At 50.4% G+C, this 15979-nt stretch carries 16 protein-coding genes; 4 read left to right on the forward strand and 12 right to left on the reverse strand.

From position 1 onward, the window contains the following. Nucleotides 1-52 precede the first annotated feature (52 nt). The gene (locus tag ACO0LI_RS27850; RefSeq protein ID WP_423036821.1) at nucleotides 53-1138 is read right to left on the reverse strand and encodes an alginate lyase family protein; all 1086 of its coding nucleotides are present in this window, start codon (nucleotides 1136-1138) and stop codon (nucleotides 53-55) included. Between the two features lie 540 nt (nucleotides 1139-1678). Here ACO0LI_RS27850 and ACO0LI_RS27855 point away from each other — a divergent pair. Continuing rightward, nucleotides 1679-3415 carry a PHB depolymerase family esterase gene (locus tag ACO0LI_RS27855; protein ID WP_423036823.1) on the forward strand — a complete coding sequence of 579 codons (1737 nt, stop codon included), beginning with the start codon at nucleotides 1679-1681 and terminating at the stop codon, nucleotides 3413-3415. A gap of 182 nt (nucleotides 3416-3597) precedes the next feature. Here ACO0LI_RS27855 and ACO0LI_RS27860 read toward each other — a convergent pair whose 3' ends face one another. From ACO0LI_RS27860 to ACO0LI_RS27870, 3 genes are all read right to left on the reverse strand, one after another. Further along, a complete protein-coding gene (locus tag ACO0LI_RS27860; protein ID WP_422952855.1) occupies nucleotides 3598-4101 on the reverse strand; it encodes a hypothetical protein in 504 nt (167 codons plus the stop codon). A 93-nt stretch (nucleotides 4102-4194) separates the two neighbouring features. Continuing rightward, nucleotides 4195-5496, reverse strand: a complete 1302-nt coding sequence (locus ACO0LI_RS27865) for a hypothetical protein (protein WP_423036825.1) — start codon at nucleotides 5494-5496, stop codon at nucleotides 4195-4197. Between the two features lie 127 nt (nucleotides 5497-5623). Continuing rightward, nucleotides 5624-6637: an MBL fold metallo-hydrolase gene (locus tag ACO0LI_RS27870; RefSeq protein WP_423036827.1), complete on the reverse strand. Its 1014-nt coding sequence runs from the start codon at nucleotides 6635-6637 to the stop codon at nucleotides 5624-5626. 118 nt (nucleotides 6638-6755) lie between these two features. On the opposite strand from ACO0LI_RS27870, the gene ACO0LI_RS27875 reads away from it, so the two are divergent. The 3 genes from ACO0LI_RS27875 (at nucleotide 6756) to ACO0LI_RS27885 (ending at nucleotide 9251) form a co-directional block, all read left to right on the forward strand. Continuing rightward, complete coding sequence (locus ACO0LI_RS27875; protein ID WP_423036829.1) at nucleotides 6756-7655, forward strand: LysR substrate-binding domain-containing protein; 900 nt, start codon at nucleotides 6756-6758, stop codon at nucleotides 7653-7655. Nucleotides 7656-7881: 226 nt separating this feature from the next. Next, nucleotides 7882-8718 (forward strand): hypothetical protein, encoded by an 837-nt coding sequence (locus tag ACO0LI_RS27880; RefSeq protein WP_423036831.1) that lies wholly within the window; start codon nucleotides 7882-7884, stop codon nucleotides 8716-8718. Nucleotides 8719-8870: 152 nt separating this feature from the next. After that, entirely contained in the window at nucleotides 8871-9251 is a 381-nt protein-coding gene (locus ACO0LI_RS27885) for a hypothetical protein (protein ID WP_423036833.1), read from the forward strand. A 289-nt stretch (nucleotides 9252-9540) separates the two neighbouring features. On the opposite strand, the gene ACO0LI_RS27890 is transcribed toward ACO0LI_RS27885, so the two are convergent. The 8 genes from ACO0LI_RS27890 to ACO0LI_RS27925 all read right to left on the reverse strand — a co-directional run bounded on the left by ACO0LI_RS27890 (nucleotide 9541) and on the right by ACO0LI_RS27925 (nucleotide 15970). After that, on the reverse strand, nucleotides 9541-11487 hold the full coding sequence (locus ACO0LI_RS27890) for a PDZ domain-containing protein (protein ID WP_423036835.1): 1947 nt from the start codon (nucleotides 11485-11487) through the stop codon (nucleotides 9541-9543). Nucleotides 11488-11729: 242 nt separating this feature from the next. Then, complete coding sequence (locus ACO0LI_RS27895) at nucleotides 11730-12005, reverse strand: hypothetical protein (RefSeq protein ID WP_423036837.1); 276 nt, start codon at nucleotides 12003-12005, stop codon at nucleotides 11730-11732. A gap of 259 nt (nucleotides 12006-12264) precedes the next feature. Continuing rightward, nucleotides 12265-12675, reverse strand: a complete 411-nt coding sequence (locus ACO0LI_RS27900) for a hypothetical protein (RefSeq protein WP_422952864.1) — start codon at nucleotides 12673-12675, stop codon at nucleotides 12265-12267. A gap of 26 nt (nucleotides 12676-12701) precedes the next feature. Further along, on the reverse strand, nucleotides 12702-13556 hold the full coding sequence (locus tag ACO0LI_RS27905) for a hypothetical protein (protein WP_422952865.1): 855 nt from the start codon (nucleotides 13554-13556) through the stop codon (nucleotides 12702-12704). A 36-nt stretch (nucleotides 13557-13592) separates the two neighbouring features. Next, nucleotides 13593-14003, reverse strand: coding sequence for a hypothetical protein (locus ACO0LI_RS27910; protein WP_422952866.1), 411 nt, complete (start codon nucleotides 14001-14003; stop codon nucleotides 13593-13595). 57 nt (nucleotides 14004-14060) lie between these two features. Beyond that, on the reverse strand, nucleotides 14061-14459 hold the full coding sequence (locus ACO0LI_RS27915) for a hypothetical protein (protein ID WP_423036839.1): 399 nt from the start codon (nucleotides 14457-14459) through the stop codon (nucleotides 14061-14063). A gap of 345 nt (nucleotides 14460-14804) precedes the next feature. Then, the gene (locus ACO0LI_RS27920) at nucleotides 14805-15512 is read right to left on the reverse strand and encodes a DUF4304 domain-containing protein (RefSeq protein ID WP_423036841.1); all 708 of its coding nucleotides are present in this window, start codon (nucleotides 15510-15512) and stop codon (nucleotides 14805-14807) included. Then, nucleotides 15509-15970 (reverse strand): SMI1/KNR4 family protein, encoded by a 462-nt coding sequence (locus ACO0LI_RS27925; RefSeq protein ID WP_423036843.1) that lies wholly within the window; start codon nucleotides 15968-15970, stop codon nucleotides 15509-15511. The genes ACO0LI_RS27920 and ACO0LI_RS27925 overlap by 4 nt, the downstream gene beginning before the upstream one ends. Nucleotides 15971-15979 lie beyond the last annotated feature (9 nt).

The following is a 15979-nucleotide window of genomic DNA, read 5'->3' on the forward strand; positions in this document are numbered from 1 at the left end:
TGTGTAGATGATATTGTAAATGGCACGAATGATGGTGACTATGCGTTCTTCCTCAACGACCATACAACAGCACCAGTTCCAAGCTGTTTGAACCTGGCTTGCCCTGCTGGATGACTTTTGCGGCGTCTTCATTCATGTACTGAGCTTGCAGGATCAGGAAATAGGCGGTGTTGTTAATGCCATTGAGCTTGCCCTGGTTACTGGCATAGTAGGGGAATCGTTCAGGGTAACGCGTCCATTCCGCAGCGCGCTGGTACGCCAGTGACAGTTTCTTGCCAGCTTCGGTTTGGTATAAATTTTTACCGAGTTGCATAAAAATTTCTGCCGTGATGGTGGCGGGGTGCAGGGTGTAATGGGTGTAGCTGATGCCGTTGATGCCTTTGTCGGGGCCGCCGCAAAAATTATTGGTGTTGCTGCGGCAAATTTCCAGCGGCATGCTGCCATCTTCTGCAACCTGGTTTAATAACAGGGTTTGCCAGCGCTGTTGCGCGCGTTCCAGTTGCTTGCTGTTGCCGGTATAGGCGGCAATACTGGCATCCATCAGCACGCCCCAATTGCCGTGATTATTGGCCTTGTCGGCATGTGACAGTGGCAGCACTACATTTTGCAGTATGCTGATGAAGTCACCGTCATCCCAAGGGCTTGCATTGCGCACCCAACTGGCGGCGATGACCAGTTGCGGGATATTGAAATTGAGCTCAGCCGCACCCTGGTCTTTTGATACATGTGTCAGCGTTTTGCCCCATGCATCAGCGATCTGCTGGGTATGGCGCGCATATACGATGTTGTGACTGAGCTGGTAGCAGAGGGCTGCGCGATAAGCTACCCCGGCATCTGTGTTCAGGTATTTGCCGCTGGGGTCATGGCTGACGCCGTCAGCCGTGTAATGACGTGCCGGGCTGTAATCTGCCACTGCATGGGCGGGTTGCGTCAATTCCTTATCACAGCGCTTGCGCAAGGCTGCCCAGCGCGCTGGTTCTTGTCGCAAGGCGGCGAAGCGTTCTGCACTGATCATCAAGGGCTGTGGCGGTGTGACACTGCTCTGGGCATGGCAGGGGAGGGCGAACAAGGCCAGAACAAGACTGGGCAGGATACAGCCTGGATTATTTTTCATGGCGACGTTAAGCGAGCTGGACATGAGGGCATGATACCGTGTCCGGGCAAGGCGAGGTGATAAAGGCTAGTGTTGTCCTGAGACAGTAGCGATTGTTGTATCAAATTGCGGGCGGGCTAATGCTCACATTGATACAAAAAAGCATGCGTTTTTTCTCCAGCTAAATGTGCAGATTTGCACAGCCTGTTTGTCTTGTATTCGCAAAATAATGATTTACCATGATTGTTACCTGTACAGGTCTGCATCTGGTTTGGCCCGCGCTTGCCCAGATGGAATTCCAAAAAAATCAGGAGACAAGAACTTCAACTGTTTTTTTTTAGCTCATTTTTTGAGCTGGTGTGTGCACGCGTGCGCGTGTACGTATTGCGTTCATCACCAAAACAAAACCAGGAATGTGGACGTATGTCCACCCTGGTTGCCGGGTCTATGGGGAAACACTTTGCTGAGCTAATCTTAGTCGTATCTTCGTGGCATCTTCGCCGCATAAATGCAAAGCGATTGGTGTGCAAAAAACAGGGCCCACAAACTGCTTCAAATTATATAAATAAAATAACGGAGACAACAATGAACCATATCAAGACCATGTTGCGGGCAGTCATGCTGATCGCCTGCACATTGCTGGCCAGCCTGACAGCCCATGCAGTCACAGCCGGGCCAGGCAGCTGGAGTAGCCAGCAAACCTGGGCGGCTGACAGCGTCAATGGCGGCAACCTCACAGGTTATTTTTACTGGCCTGCCGCACAACCCGTGCTGGCAGGCAAACGTGCACTGGTGCTGGTGCTGCACGGCTGCACCCAGACCGCCTCTGGTGACGTGATCGATAAAACCAGCGACAAGGGCTTTAACTGGAAGGCGGTGGCCGAGCAATATGGTGCCGTCATCCTGGCCCCAAATGCGACCGGCAATGTCTATAGCAATCATTGCTGGGACTATGCCAATACCACGCACACCCGCAGCGCAGCAGGACATGATGCGATTTTGTTGGACCTGGTCAACCGCTTTGTCAGCAATCCGCAATATGCGATTGACCCTAATCAGGTGTATGTCACCGGCTTGTCATCCGGCGGTGGCGAAGCTATGGTGCTGGCTTGCCTGGCACCTGATGTATTTGCCGGTGTAGGCATCAATGCTGGCCCGCCACCCGGCACCACTACCTTGCAGATCGGTGCTGTACCCTCAGGCTATATTGCTGCCACCGCAGCCAGCAAATGCCAGGCTATGGCGGGTAGCAATGCTGCAAAATTTGCGACCCAGATTGCTGGTGCAGTCTGGGGTACCAGTGACTATACGGTCGCACAAGCCTATGGCCCCATGGATGTGGCCGCCATGCGTCAGGTGTATGGTGGTAATTTCACCCAAGGCAGCAGCGTCAGCATCGCAACTGGCGGCACCAATATCCCGTATACCGATGCCAATGGCAAACTGCGCACGCATGAGATTACCGTCAGCGGCATGGGCCATGCATGGCCTGCGGGTAGTGGCGGCCAGAATAGCCATTATGTTGATAGCACCAAGATCAACTATCCGGTGTTTTTGATGGACTTCTGGTTCAGGAATAATCTGCGGGCATCGATAGTGCCTGCACCGGTAATGAGCAGTTGTTCCAGCTCAGGCATCACTGCCACCAGCGCCACCATCAATGGTGCTGCCACTGCCAGCAGTAGCATCAGCAGCTACGCCGTCAGTCTTAGTGGCCCCAGCGCTGTCAACGATACCGCAGCAGGCAGCGGCAGCAGCTTTAGCAAAAGCTATAACCTCGCTAGCGGTTATTACACGGGTACGGTCAGTGCTACCGACAATCTGGGCCAGGTATCGGCCAGTTGTGCTATCCCGCAATTTTTGGTGGGTACTGCGCCAGTGATATCGGCACCAGGCGGCTTGAGCGCAGGCACACCAACGGCAACCAGCGTAACGCTGAGCTGGAATACAGTCAGCGGCGCAACTGGCTATAACCTGTATAGCAATGGCACAAAAATCACCGCGTCACCACTCAGCGCCACCAGTTATACCGTTACCGGCCTGACCGCCAGTACCAGCTACAGCTTTGCTGCTTCTGCCGTGGGCAGCAGTGGTGAGAGTGCCTTGTCTGCTGCTATCAGCGTCACTACTGCATCAAGCTGGACGTGCAGCGCGGTGACTGCGAGTAACTATGCCCACGTACAGGCCGGGCGCGCGCATGATAGTGGCGGCTATGCACTGGCTAATGGTTCCAACCAGAACATGGGGCTGGATAACCTGTTCTACACCAAGACGCTGGCGCAGACGGCAGCTGGCTATTACATCATTGGTAATTGCCCCTGAGTTGATTTTATGTTGATAGACGTAGAAAGGTGAGAGCAAGCAGGAACAGACATGCCGGATGTGCGTGTATGTTTCTGCGCCTTTACTGTGTCATTGATGTGTCGCGCCCTTGTTTGATGCAAGAAAATGCGGGCGATGAGCTACTGTCTTTGCTGCTCAGATATCACATCTGGCATTTGCGTTCAGGATGACCAGAATTTCCACCACGGGCGTTTGACTTCAGTAAGTGGTGCAATGTTTCTGGATTCTATGATTTGCACTCCACCACAAAGAGGGCAAAAGCTGGTAAAACCTTCCATCTCTGCATCTGCTGGTATGTTGGGGAAAATGACTTTGATCAAGTCTGACGGCGCATCAAACAGATGTGTAAAACCGCACTTGTCACAAGGCTGGACATTCCAGGCAGATTTCTCTTGCAGGTATTTTGCAGTCAGCATGACCGGGTGTTCTACGCCAGCCAGCGCAAATTGTATGTGTTGATTTTGTCGCGCCGACTGTAATTGTGTTGGCGCATTCAAGACCGTGCCACTCAGCATTTCATTTTCGAGACCGCTTATCCTGACCCAGACCAGTTCCGGGCGGCGCTCTGTCAAGCGTGGCCCACCATCGTGCACGATGACTTGCAGGTCGTCAGGATAGTCAGGATGCAGTTTGCTTTTCAGTGCAGGGTGATTGCGCCAATGCATAATAAAGTCTTTGTTTGAAAAAATATCAAGGGGAACAAGATACAGTATTTGTTCAGAAATGCGTTATGAACCGTCAATGCAATTGCACGGGGCTCAAAAACAATTCGTCGTCACCGTATTACCCAAGCGCGTTGATGAACAATTCACCCGGCGCGATGGCGTTGGCGGGGGCGGCGGAGGCGGTGGTGCCTGCTGAACGTAAACGCTATTGTCAACCTGTTGTACCACCTGCTGCTGTTGCTGCTGCGGACGTGGATTAAACATTTGCTGCATTTGCAGACCTTGCAAGAAATCGACATTTCTTTGCAACTGCTTGGTTTGTTCGAGTTGGGCATGTGCCTGGGCTTCTTGCATGTCCAGAGCGCGGCGGGCGTCTGCCTGCCTTTGTTTTTCTGCTTCACGTTGTTGCTGGCTTTGAGCCTCTGCATAGCGTTTTTGTGCTTCAGCCTCTTGTTTTTGTTTGGCCTCGGCAAATTCCTGCGCCTGGAATTTGGCAGTCAATGCATCCAGTTTTTGTTTGAAATCTATATCCAGTTTGGCGCGCAGTCTTGCCATGTCGCCATACGAAGATTTGCCCGCGTAGAGATCAGCAAAACCAGTGCGCAATTCCAACCGGTAGCTGCTGATCAGGCTATCGACTTCTGGTGGCAAGAACTTGCGGCGTGGTTCCATCTGGATATCTATGCATCTTTCCCATTCGCCCACAATGTACGATAGTGCTGGTTTGTCCTTGGCACCAGGCTTGCTGGTATTGGCCAGCATTTCCATGCTGGCGGCTTTTTTACTGTCCAGCGCAAATTTGCTTGCCAGTGATAATGTCCTGGGATCATCCGCCAGTTTGCTCATGCAGGTTAGTGACTCTTGCCTGGTTTTTTCTGACTGTGCATTGAATTCAGTCTGCCGTTGTGCCGCGATTTCTTGCTGCTTCTTTTCAATGACAGTTTCTTTTTGCCGTGCCACCGATGCTCTCAGGTCAGGGTAAAAGTTGTACAGATTATCAATGCGCTCCTGGGCTTCACTGTCACCCTGAGCGGCGGCCTTTTCGTACCATAGCACGGCTTGCAGTACGTCTTTCGCCAGGCCACCTTTGCCATTCACATATAACCAGGCCAGATTGGCTTGCGCCTTGGCATAACCCTGCATAGCCGATTTGCGGTACCAGGGTTCAGCATTGTCAAAGCTTTGCGACACATAGCGCCCGCTTTCGTACAAATGGCCAAGCTGATACTGCGCCGCTGCATCGCCTTCATCTCCCAGTTTCTTGTACATGTCAAAGGCCGTTTTGTAATCCTGGCGAAAATAGGCGGCATCTGCTTCTGCCAGGGTTTGCGATATCCCAGGCAGGCAAGTCATGAACAGGGCAGCGGACAGGCACAGGTAGATAGTCTTTTTCATGATGATGGCGGTAGCGAGAGGTTTTGATGATGGTAGCAGATTCGAGCCTGCTCGCCCATCATTTGCCTGCTGCTGGCTATGCGCTCCCGCTGCCGCGTTCTATGCCTTCTTCAGCCATGCCCCTCTTTTAATAAGTCCCCTGAATCTGATATGGCGCGGTCAGCCATTCATAGCCTGTTGCCGTGCTGCCTATATGGCCCAGACCAGGGAAGGATATGTGCGCACTGCCAACCAGATAGCCCTTGCTGGCAGCCAGTTGCAACAAGTACAGGCGTGATCTGACCGCAGCCGCAGCATCAAAATCATAGGCGATGGTGATCGTCGGGTCTTTGAACTGGGCGGCACCGGCATGTATGAGGTCGCCCCACAACAACAAGTTTTTGCCCTGGCTGCTGATCAGGTAGGCGGTGTGGCCCGGTGTATGGCCGTACGAAGGGATGCTGCTGACACCTGCGAATAGTTCTTGCGCACCGCTAAAAGTTTTCAGGCGGCCAGCATCGGCATACGGGTTCACGGTGGCGCGTGACTGGGTAAATGTCAGTTGTTTTGCTGCCGGCGCTGCATTAGCCTGGGCCGTGCTCAACCAATAGTTTGCATCGTTTTTATCGACATACACATCAGCATTCGGGAACAGGCGTTTCCCGCCAGCCGATAGGCCGCCAGAGTGGTCGCCATGGATATGCGTGAGCAAGACCGCATCGACCTGCTCAGGCTGGTACCCGGCAGCGCGCAGATTACGTATCAGTCTGTTGCTGCTGCCACTGCCATCGCCGGCAGCGCCAAACAACTCGCCCGCGCCGGTATCGACCAGCAAGAGTTTGCTGCCGGTGTTGATCAGATAGGTATTGATCGACAGTTCAGCAGGCAGCTCTTCATGATGATGGGCGTAGGCGGCGCACACTTCTTCAGGTTTGCTCATGATTTCATCGACATGGCGGGTTGCCGTGCCGTCTGACAATACCGTGACTTCAAAGCTGCCCAGCATCATGCGGTAAAAACCGGGGGCCTGGAACTTGGCCATGGGTGTTGCTGCGCGGGTTTTTTCTGGCACCTGGGCCTGCGCATTGGCATTGCCTGAGATCGCTATTGCCAGGCTCAGCGTGCTGGCAAGTATGAGAGCGGTTTTGATGCTGGTTTTCATGATGAAGCCTTTTTCGTGTAGTGATGAACAGGGCTTCAGTATAGAGAACTATTATGGCGAGATAATGTAGTAATATATTATTAAACTATGTAGTTGCACTAATGAATTGGATTGACTGATGCGCGCGAGTGAATTTGCAGAATTCAAGGCCTTCGTGGCCATAGCAGAGAGGCAGAGCTTTGCCAGGGCGGCAGCTTTTCTGGAAGTCACACCATCTGCCCTGAGCCAGGTGATGCGGCAACTGGAGACCCGCGTTGGTGTGCGGCTTTTGCACCGTACAACGCGCAGTGTTTCGCTGACGCAGGCGGGCCAGCAATTGCTCGATCATTTACGGCCCGTACTGGAAGGCTTGGAGAAGGCGACAGAAGCCATCAATGACTTTCGCGATACACCAGCGGGCACAGTGTGCCTGACCGCACCACGGGTCGCGACAGAATTGCTGCTCGCGCCAAGGCTGGCAGAATTCCACAAAACCTATCCGCATATCGTGCTGGATATTTCGGTAGAAGATAAAACCGTCGATCTGGCCAAGGGCCGCTATGACGCAGGCATACGACAAGGGGAATTGCTGGCGCAAGACATGATCGCCATCAGCATAGGCCCCGAGCGCCGCTTTGTCTGTGTTGCTGCAAAAAGTTATATCACCAAAAACGGCATGCCACATATCCCGCGCGATTTGCAAAAGCATGAATGCATACGCATCAAACGCCCGAGTACCGAGGTGCATATCCCCTGGGCTTTCATGGACAAAGGGCAGTCACTGGAGATTGCGGTTACAGGCCATCTCATCGTCAATGACGCCAACCTCGCCCTGGCAGCCGCCCTGAACGGTGCAGGCATTGCCGCCCTGGCAGAAGACCATGTACACCCCTACCTGCAAAGTGGCCGCTTGCAAGAAGTGCTACCTGATTTCGCGACTATGCGCGCGGGCTTTTATCTGTATTATTCCAGCAGACGCCACATGACGGCGGCCTTGCAGGGCTTGATTGCATTCTTGCGGGTGGAAGGTTCCAAGTAGCGGGATGGCGCCATCAGAAAAATGTCTGATCAAAGTCGTGATATAGCCGTAACGGGAGGTGGATTGCAATGCGCCACATGCAAATTCCGCATACGGCAAAGTGGGATGAGCGCGGCATGCAGAAATCACATCCGGCGGATACATAAAATAAATTGATGCTGCGTCTTTTGTTTTAGAATATGCTGCAAATCAATTTACGTTGCCTCCCTGGCAGCAAGATAACATCATGCGCAACTTCATCAAGGCCATTCTGCTGATGGCATTATTAAGCATCCCTGCATTTGCATCAGCTGGTTTTCTTGAAGACAAGCTGATACCCAAAGAAGAATCTGCTTTTGCAAAAGATTATCTCCAGCATGTGCATGACAATGATTTTGCCTATGTGAAGAGTAAGCTGGATCCAGAATTGCTGCCAACGGTGACTGACGATAATTTACTGCGCATCAGTGCTTATTTTCCTGGTGGTGAGATATTATCGACTGAACTGATCGGTTCACAAGTCAATATCATCAATGGCGTCTGGACCGGCAATTTCACTGTCGAATACCATACGAAGTATGGCTGGGCCGTAGGGTTTGTGGCCTTGAAACGCATCGACACTCAGTTAATCGTGACCGCCTTTAGCGTTCACAAGGCCAATGGCTCGCAAGAAGAACTGAACCGCTTCACATTGTCTGGCAAATCGGTATTGCACTACCTGGTATTGATTGCTACCGTCTGTGTCCCCCTGTTCATACTCGTCACACTGATCACCTGCATCAAGACGCCTATCCCCAAGCGCAAGTGGCTGTGGATCGTCTTCATTATCCTGAGCATAGGCGCAATTCAAATGAACTGGACATCTGGCGAATATCGTTTGAATCTGCTGCAATTCCAGCTGTTTGGGGCAGCCTTGATGACGATTAGCAAATATGCGCCGTGCGTGCTGACTGCAGGTTTCCCGCTGGGGGCGATACTGTTCTGGTTCTGGCGGCCCAAATATGTGGCGGCGGCAAAGGTTTTGAAGCAGGCCGAAGTAAGTGAGAAGCTAAGTGAGAAGCTAAGTGAGCAGGTGATTACTTAATATTTGCGCCACTCATTTTAGAACTTAATAAAATACCGTAAGATAATGGGCCTTGCATGCTTTAGTCCATATCGAAAATCAATTCTATGTTCACGCGCTTTTTTTCAAATTTTTTCATCCTCATCCTTTTGGCATATAGTAGCTATGAGACTGTGTCAGGTTTTTTCGAAAACCGTAGCTTCAGCAAGCATGGAAAAGTCGCCGAGACTGAACAAATCCGGAAATATGAGCAAAGCGTTCACACACGAAAATCGCGTGGACATAGTCCTGATGTGACCGTGACAAACGAAGCCATGATCAATTTCACGACAGCAGACAATCAAAAAATCAGCGTCAATAAAAAACTGCCAAAAGACATTCTGGAAAAATACCAAAAGCATGATCAGGTCGATATTGAATATCTGAGTACTGCACCTGAAACAACGCGTTGGATAGGAGAGAAGCGGGATGTGCGCGGCTCCTTTTATTTCTGGCTGATCATGGCAGTGATTACCTATTTTTCTATGTTGATGGGGAGTAAGAAAAGAGACTGATTTTTTTGATGCAATTTCAGTATCTTGGGTGCGTTGTAAAACATCCTTCGCAGGAAGATAAATAAATTTATCGATTTGGACAAAATACATCACGCATGTATCAGTTATTTTTCTGAAATTTTGCGTTTCAATGAAACGGTTAATGCGGTGCGCCATAATATATGCGTGCTGACGGTAACCGCATCGAAGCGTGAGAACCGTCAGCGCGTTGTATGGCTTAACTTATCCTCCAAAGTCTGCCGGAGAACATGAACGTCATATTTGAAAAATAAAAATTCCGGCAGAGTGTTTATCCACGGGCATCCCTGTTCTTGCTTTCAGCCAGTGGTTTGAGCGCTTCTGTGATGAGGTCTGTTGTTCCAGCCACTCTTTCCAACGCTGGAAATTTCTCGCCGTCGTGATAATCGAGATTGATTATGCGGCTGTTACCAGCATCTTGCACTGTTACAGTGATGGTCTCCGCCGTGCCTTGCGCCTGACGTATCGCTTCTTGCATGGCATTCTTGGAATAATTCTTGCCGTTGACCAAAGTGATTTTCATGTTGGGTACCAGACCGGCGCGTGCAGCCGGGCCATCAGCTAGCACGTCGCTGACCATGCCGTTGCCATCAATCGCCGCCGCAATGGAATACAGGAAGCCATTGCTGCCACGTAAAGCCGCAAAGGTATTGGGCGTGCTGCGATAGACCAGCCGGTAACCGCCCTGAGTCAGGCCGCCATGCGGTGCGTTGGGACTGAGGGACAGCAGACGCTCGTCAAAGAATTGTTGCCAGTCTGCCGCCACGACTGAGTTCAAAGCGGCGACCAGTTCGGGTATGGTATAGGGTACGACCTTGGCGTCAGTGTCACCACCATTGCCAAAGAACAGACGGTTAAAGTCGTCCAGTGATTTTTTACCCCCGCTTTTGTTGCGGATGCTCATATCCACATCCAGCCAGATCAGGCCACCTTCTCCGTAAAAATCAAAGCCATCGCGGCGCAGACTGTTATAGCTTCCACTGCTATTCCACAAAATCATTGCCATGGTTGCTGTGTCTTGCAGGTTGCGCCAGGTCTTGCCCGGACGTTGGTCAAAACGTGCAACGGTTTCTGCCAGCGCATCCAGGTATAGTTCTGGTGTCCATATGCCAGCGCGTACAGTGAGCTGGTTACCCAGATAATCGGTCAGGCCTTCATGTACCCACAAACCACCGCCATCTTGCGGAACCTGGAAATTGGGAGTAGCAGCCCCGGCGGGGCGGCGATATTTGCCGTTCCAGCTATGGACAAAATCGTGTGGTATGAAGCCACCGAAAGCCAGGCGCATGGTGGGGTCGGTCATGAAGCGGGCTGGCCTGCGGCTGTCCAGCGATTCATGATGGTCTCCCGCCAGGCCAGTTATCTGGTCAGACAAGCTGAGCAAAAGACGGTAAGACCGATAATGCCGGTTGCCAAACATCAGGCCGCCCTGCGTAATCATCTTTCCTAACTGTTCAATTTGCTGCGGGCTAATGTCCATATTGGCAGGAGTATCTGCCACCATATCCAGATAATGCGGCTGCCTCGCTCCCGGCGCTAGCGGAATTTCCTTGAAGTTTTTTCCGGCAATGACGGGTGCGTCTACCAGCATTTCCAGCGATACTGGTTTGAATACTAAAGCACTGTCAGCAGCAACGGCTGGCGTGCCACTGACAGTTTCCAGTGAACTTGCATAACGCCAGCCTGCAGGCAAAAACAGACTGGGCATGACGGTAATGTCTGCAACCTGGGTATCTGGCGTGGGGTAGGCATAAAGCAGCAAATTATTCCAGCTTAGCACTGCCAGGTCATTGCTGGCGCTGCCTTTTGCAGTTTCGCCATTGGGCGTAGTAATGAAATCGGTCTTGATCTCCAGCGTGTTGACACCTTCGGGTACCGTGATATGGTAACTATACAAATCAAGCGCATCGCGCCGCCAGGGGATCGTTTGCCTGGCCTTGCCCACATCGCTATTGTTTCCGCTGATGCGCAGGTTCACTTGCTGGTCTATGGCGGCGAAGGCATGTTCGTTGGGTATCCATTTTGGGTAAGCCAGTGTCATCTTGCCGGGGCGCACGGTGATGGTTTCTGTCGCATGTACTATCTTCTTGTCTACATCGCGCATATCAACATTCAGGCTGATGGATGTTTGCGCCTTGGCATCAGCAGCCAGCGCCGCAGAACATGGCACGATACCTAAGGATAAAAAGATAACAAGTGGTCGGATTGCCAGTTTCATCATGCGCCCAAATATTGAAATAAACCAGCAGGATAACTTGGCGAGACGCCTGGGGATATCGAATAAATATAATGATGCCCATTACGATTGTTAATGGATCGCCTGTTTTTCGACTTTATAAGATATTGCTGAAAGCGATTATTTAGGACAGGTGGAAGTTAGCCTTAGTAGACAGGTCACTGTAAATTAGCTCAGGCAACGGTATGCACGGCGCACTCTACGGCTTTTTGGGAGACTGCCAATCAAGGCCGCAACCACAGCTTGCGAAAATCCATCCAGTCGCAGCGGGCGAGGGTCACGCCGCCGAGTTGCGGGCCATAGTCTATGCCGTGGCGGGTGTGGCGCATGGGTAGTATCCAGGCTTGTTCTACCATGCGGGCGAAGCAGGTTTCGATGAGGCTCGCGCGTTGTGTTGCATCGGCTTCTGCGGCGATTTCTGCACTGGCCTGCGCCAGCCAGGTGCGGGCTGCTTTGTCCATCATCTGATTGACCAGTGATTCTCCGGCCAGCCAGCTCAAGCTCTTCTTCTGCTTTATTGCTGCTGTCCAGCATGCTGCCATGGTAAGGATGCATGATGCGGGCAGCGGCTACGACCTGCTCACCTTCGCAGATATCAATATGGATGACAGGTGCCGGTTCATAAGCAATGCTGCTGGAAACTAGTTTTACGGGAGTCGTATTAATACAGTGGAATATCTCGGCCATGTAGTTTTTTATCCGTGTTCAAATAACAGTAATGTGAAGGTATCTGCCTCTTTCATTCTGATGTGAGGTACGTTATTTTTTATCTCCATCAGTACGACGGCCAGGATGGGAAAACATCTTGTTCACACCAGGCCATCCGTAAGGCGCATGCAGATGAATAATGCAAACCGCACCGTAAACAAGCATGAAGCCAAATAGTATGCCGTTCGTTATTGCCAGCAAGGCCCCATAAATACAGCCAGCCAGTGCCAGAACGTATGCGAAGCGGTAGGTTCGCTCGTTTTTCAGCCATAGCAGGAACAGCAGTATCAATGACACTGAGATGGATGCTGTTGCAAGCGCTGGATGTAGATGAAGTTTATTGAGTCGATGTTCATCCAGGTTGAACCAGTGCACATCCATCATCTGCCCCAGGCTCAATACCAGGGTTGCGACCGTGTGGACTGACAAAAATATAAATGCCTTTCTGCGGGCGTTTTCCATGTAGATTTTTTCTGTATGGCGAATGTTCAAAGCGGAGATTTGCTCAAGTATTCTATGCGTTTTACAGTTGAAAATAGAAAAGACAGCCTGCCACCCCGGGATATGGAGATGTTCATTGTACTTCTGCGTGCATCCCATTCTGTTTTTATTTCCAGGTCGTAGATACGGTAATTGCTGGCATCATCAACATCATAATCCATATCTACGCTTGCCACATTTGAGAAAATGAAGAGGGCCGGCTCTTTTCCTGGATATTCAGGCAGACCTAACAAGTTTATATTGATGTCATCTACCTCTAACGTCAGTGTCTTGTCAGACGGATTTACGCTTGCATGAAACCTGGCATCATGCAGCCCGCCAAGCGCGAGAAAAAACGCTGCGGGATTTGATATGTCAGTGTGCATGACGAATATCTTTTGTAATTGCCTGTGAATCTGCTCATCACGGCTGAGTACAAACATGAAACCTGCACCAGCCCCCAATACATGCAAAGGCTGGAAACTCTCGACTTGCGACCAGAAAACCCGCGCTTGCTCACTTTGCTCATCAAGTACCGAAAACTCAAAGTGATTCACCGATACCGCATGCTGCTCACGAGGTGGCTCAGCCTCATACACATACCACTCATCAAAACCCGGCGTTGGCAAATCGGCTATGTCTTGCACGTGCGGACTGACAGCCAGCGTATTGTGCACTACCCAGCCTCTTGCCATTTCTTCCTGATCAGGCTGGTAAGGGCCGCCATCACAAGCAGCAATTGTTACTTGCCGACCGAGGACAAGTTCAGGGCAACTCTGGATCAGTGTTGCCAGTGAGGGATCGGCGATACCTGTCCATACGAAGATGTGACAGCCGTGACGGTAATGTGTTTGTGTCTGCATCTGGGTATTCGGGTTATTGCATGGTGTATGCCAGGTTCATTTTCCATCTTCATCAGCGCGATGGATGGGTTTGGCAAATATGCCCAGGCCGTTTGGAAAAGCTAAAGGTGCACTGTAAGCGATGACTCTGCCTGTGCCATACAGCAATAAAAATTCCGCGCCTGTGGCATAGACAAAAGTGATATATACACCATAGATGCAGGTTGCCAGGGCAACGGCAAACATGAGTTTCCAGGTTTTCTCATGCTGGAACCACAGCAAGAGTAGAAGGCTGCTGGAAAAGAACAGGTGTATTGCTGCTACGTTTGGGTGGGCCAGCAAACGTGCCAGGCCAGTGTTCTCGTCGAAGTGCCAGTCCAGGCTCAGCAACTGGGTTCCTTCAATGATGAGGATGAAGGTGATATGCAGCAGCAAGAAAAACACGGCATCTTTGTAAAATTTTTTCATGAAGAAGGTTTATCCTGATTTTTATAAGATACGGCATCGTTGTTCCTGATTGGTAAATCAAACGCCGCTTTTAAAATAAGGTTCAAGACGCACAAATGGCTCGAGATAAAGCCTGAACCCTGCCTCTTTTCTTGAGCTGCCGCGTGAATATTCACCTATCGCCAGTTGCCCCAAAAATTCCAGATACTTGCCGCGCTTGTCATCGACCGCGCTGATGTTCTTGCAGTCTTTGAGTTCAAAATGCAATAAGGGGGTATCCTGGCCTGTGACAAAGACGCTGACGGCCACGTCGCCATCCAGAGTTGAATCAATAAGCTGTATCGTCGCCACCGGTGTCGTGAAGGTGTAAGTGATGGTACGAAATTCATCTTCTTCAACTGCTGAAGCGAGTTCGAGAATATCAAGATAAGCCAGGCGCTGTTTGCCTGCAGCGATGATGTCGGCGTTGTTTGTCATGGAGAGTGTAGCCTGTACAAATCAGAAAAGATGTACATAGCTTAACATGGCATTAAAAATTTGCGCATTCAATACAAGATCACAATCATCAGGATTTCATTGTATGTCGATGCGTTTTACTTATGCGGGTGTGCTTGCTACGGGTTTGGTATATATTTGTGCAGCAGGCAATTACAGTGTTTAAGGAGACCCGTGAATTTGCAAGGCCTGGGTCGTTGATATAAGTGCCAGTGATCACGCTGGTAGGGTGCGCCGTGCGCACCGCGTTTGATATGACGAGAAGATAAATTTTCCCGAAAAGACGGTGCGCACGGCGCACCCTACTGGTTGCAGAGTAGTTTCGACTTAATCACATTCTCGCAAGGCAGCCTCTACACATTTCAAGCGATGATTATCAAGCTCGTAATAAGACAATGTTTCTTTGCCGGGTTTCCTCTTTTTAAAGCTGGCTGCATTTTCCGCAATCGCCAGTTGTAACTTACTTTTTGCGTATTCGAGCTTGATCCTTGCTTCATCAGGCTTGCCTGCCAATAACAGCAAGTAACCAGTATTGCAAGCAGCTATCTCTCCTCTATTGCGTTTGCTGTAGTAAGAGGCAATGTCACTCAAGGATGTAAATTGAGCAAACCAGGCCTTTGCACTTTGCAGATGTTGAGCCACGAGTTCTACGCTGGCTTGTAATGTTGCCAGGTCTTCTGCTTCATACGTTTCTGAATGAAACCTGTCGGTATAATTTCCCAATCGATCACCTACGATGAAACCAAAGCTCTTTTCAGCTGGGTCAGTTTGCCAATAAGTATCCATGCCGGGGACACTCAGGCCAATTTCGACCCAGAAATTGCCACTTCCGTATCCAGATTGTTGCAAGTAAAAACCTTCTTCCCAAGACTCACGCTTACGCAAGAAGTATGCACCCGTCGTTTGCTGAAAACCCAGATTGGTGATCAAGGGTTTCAGATGTTTGGGGGCGGCTTTTGAAAATGTACCGTAGTCTCGCTTAACAGCCATATATCGTGCTTTCAAAATTTGGTGATCCTGATCAATAGCGATCATTTCGTTTTTTCATAGTACTTAATTTGATCAGAAACAAATTCACAAAAATTGCCATACCTTCTGCTTTTTTGTTTAGGCGTCATGGCGGGTGACCAGAGTACCACAGGATATGTACCAATTTTTTCACTGATGTCTAAGCACCAGAATGAATCAGTCATGAAATTATCAGTGATAAAGATTAAATGCTCGGGAGCGGGCGGACCTTGCATCAGCCAATGTTCATTCATACGTATAGAGCAATTTTTTTCCAGGATGTGTGTATCCGATGCATAGTCTTCTCCCAGGCTGAGAAAGAAACTGCCATAGCTTGCAGACAAACGTGCGAATGTAATCAATTCAGGTGGGATGCGAAAATCCAGACATGACTCTATATGAGTAATGCTGTTACTGGTAGGGACTGGATGACGTTCCCATTGCGGCATAAGGGCTTTGTCAAATTGTTGGATAAGTTCGTTCATGTGATAACG

It is taken from the genome of Undibacterium sp. Tian12W (genome assembly GCF_049339405.1).
Taxonomy (GTDB): Bacteria; Pseudomonadota; Gammaproteobacteria; order Burkholderiales; family Burkholderiaceae_D; genus Undibacterium.

What these genes read in the sequence shown, in the direction of transcription:
- ACO0LI_RS27855 (WP_423036823.1), top strand. Translation starts at nt 1,679, where the DNA reads ATGAACCATATCAAGACCATGTTGCGGGCAGTCATGCTGATCGCCTGC.
- ACO0LI_RS27865 (WP_423036825.1), bottom strand. Translation starts at nt 5,496, where the DNA reads ATGAAAAAGACTATCTACCTGTGCCTGTCCGCTGCCCTGTTCATGACT.
- ACO0LI_RS27915 (WP_423036839.1), bottom strand. Translation starts at nt 14,459, where the DNA reads ATGACAAACAACGCCGACATCATCGCTGCAGGCAAACAGCGCCTGGCT.
- ACO0LI_RS27920 (WP_423036841.1), bottom strand. Translation starts at nt 15,512, where the DNA reads ATGATCGCTATTGATCAGGATCACCAAATTTTGAAAGCACGATATATG.
- ACO0LI_RS27925 (WP_423036843.1), bottom strand. Translation starts at nt 15,970, where the DNA reads ATGAACGAACTTATCCAACAATTTGACAAAGCCCTTATGCCGCAATGG.
- ACO0LI_RS27880 (WP_423036831.1), top strand. Translation starts at nt 7,882, where the DNA reads ATGCGCAACTTCATCAAGGCCATTCTGCTGATGGCATTATTAAGCATC.
- ACO0LI_RS27890 (WP_423036835.1), bottom strand. Translation starts at nt 11,487, where the DNA reads ATGAAACTGGCAATCCGACCACTTGTTATCTTTTTATCCTTAGGTATC.
- ACO0LI_RS27910 (WP_422952866.1), bottom strand. Translation starts at nt 14,003, where the DNA reads ATGAAAAAATTTTACAAAGATGCCGTGTTTTTCTTGCTGCTGCATATC.
- ACO0LI_RS27870 (WP_423036827.1), bottom strand. Translation starts at nt 6,637, where the DNA reads ATGAAAACCAGCATCAAAACCGCTCTCATACTTGCCAGCACGCTGAGC.
- ACO0LI_RS27850 (WP_423036821.1), bottom strand. Translation starts at nt 1,138, where the DNA reads ATGTCCAGCTCGCTTAACGTCGCCATGAAAAATAATCCAGGCTGTATC.
- ACO0LI_RS27900 (WP_422952864.1), bottom strand. Translation starts at nt 12,675, where the DNA reads ATGGAAAACGCCCGCAGAAAGGCATTTATATTTTTGTCAGTCCACACG.
- ACO0LI_RS27860 (WP_422952855.1), bottom strand. Translation starts at nt 4,101, where the DNA reads ATGCATTGGCGCAATCACCCTGCACTGAAAAGCAAACTGCATCCTGAC.
- ACO0LI_RS27905 (WP_422952865.1), bottom strand. Translation starts at nt 13,556, where the DNA reads ATGCAGACACAAACACATTACCGTCACGGCTGTCACATCTTCGTATGG.
- ACO0LI_RS27875 (WP_423036829.1), top strand. Translation starts at nt 6,756, where the DNA reads ATGCGCGCGAGTGAATTTGCAGAATTCAAGGCCTTCGTGGCCATAGCA.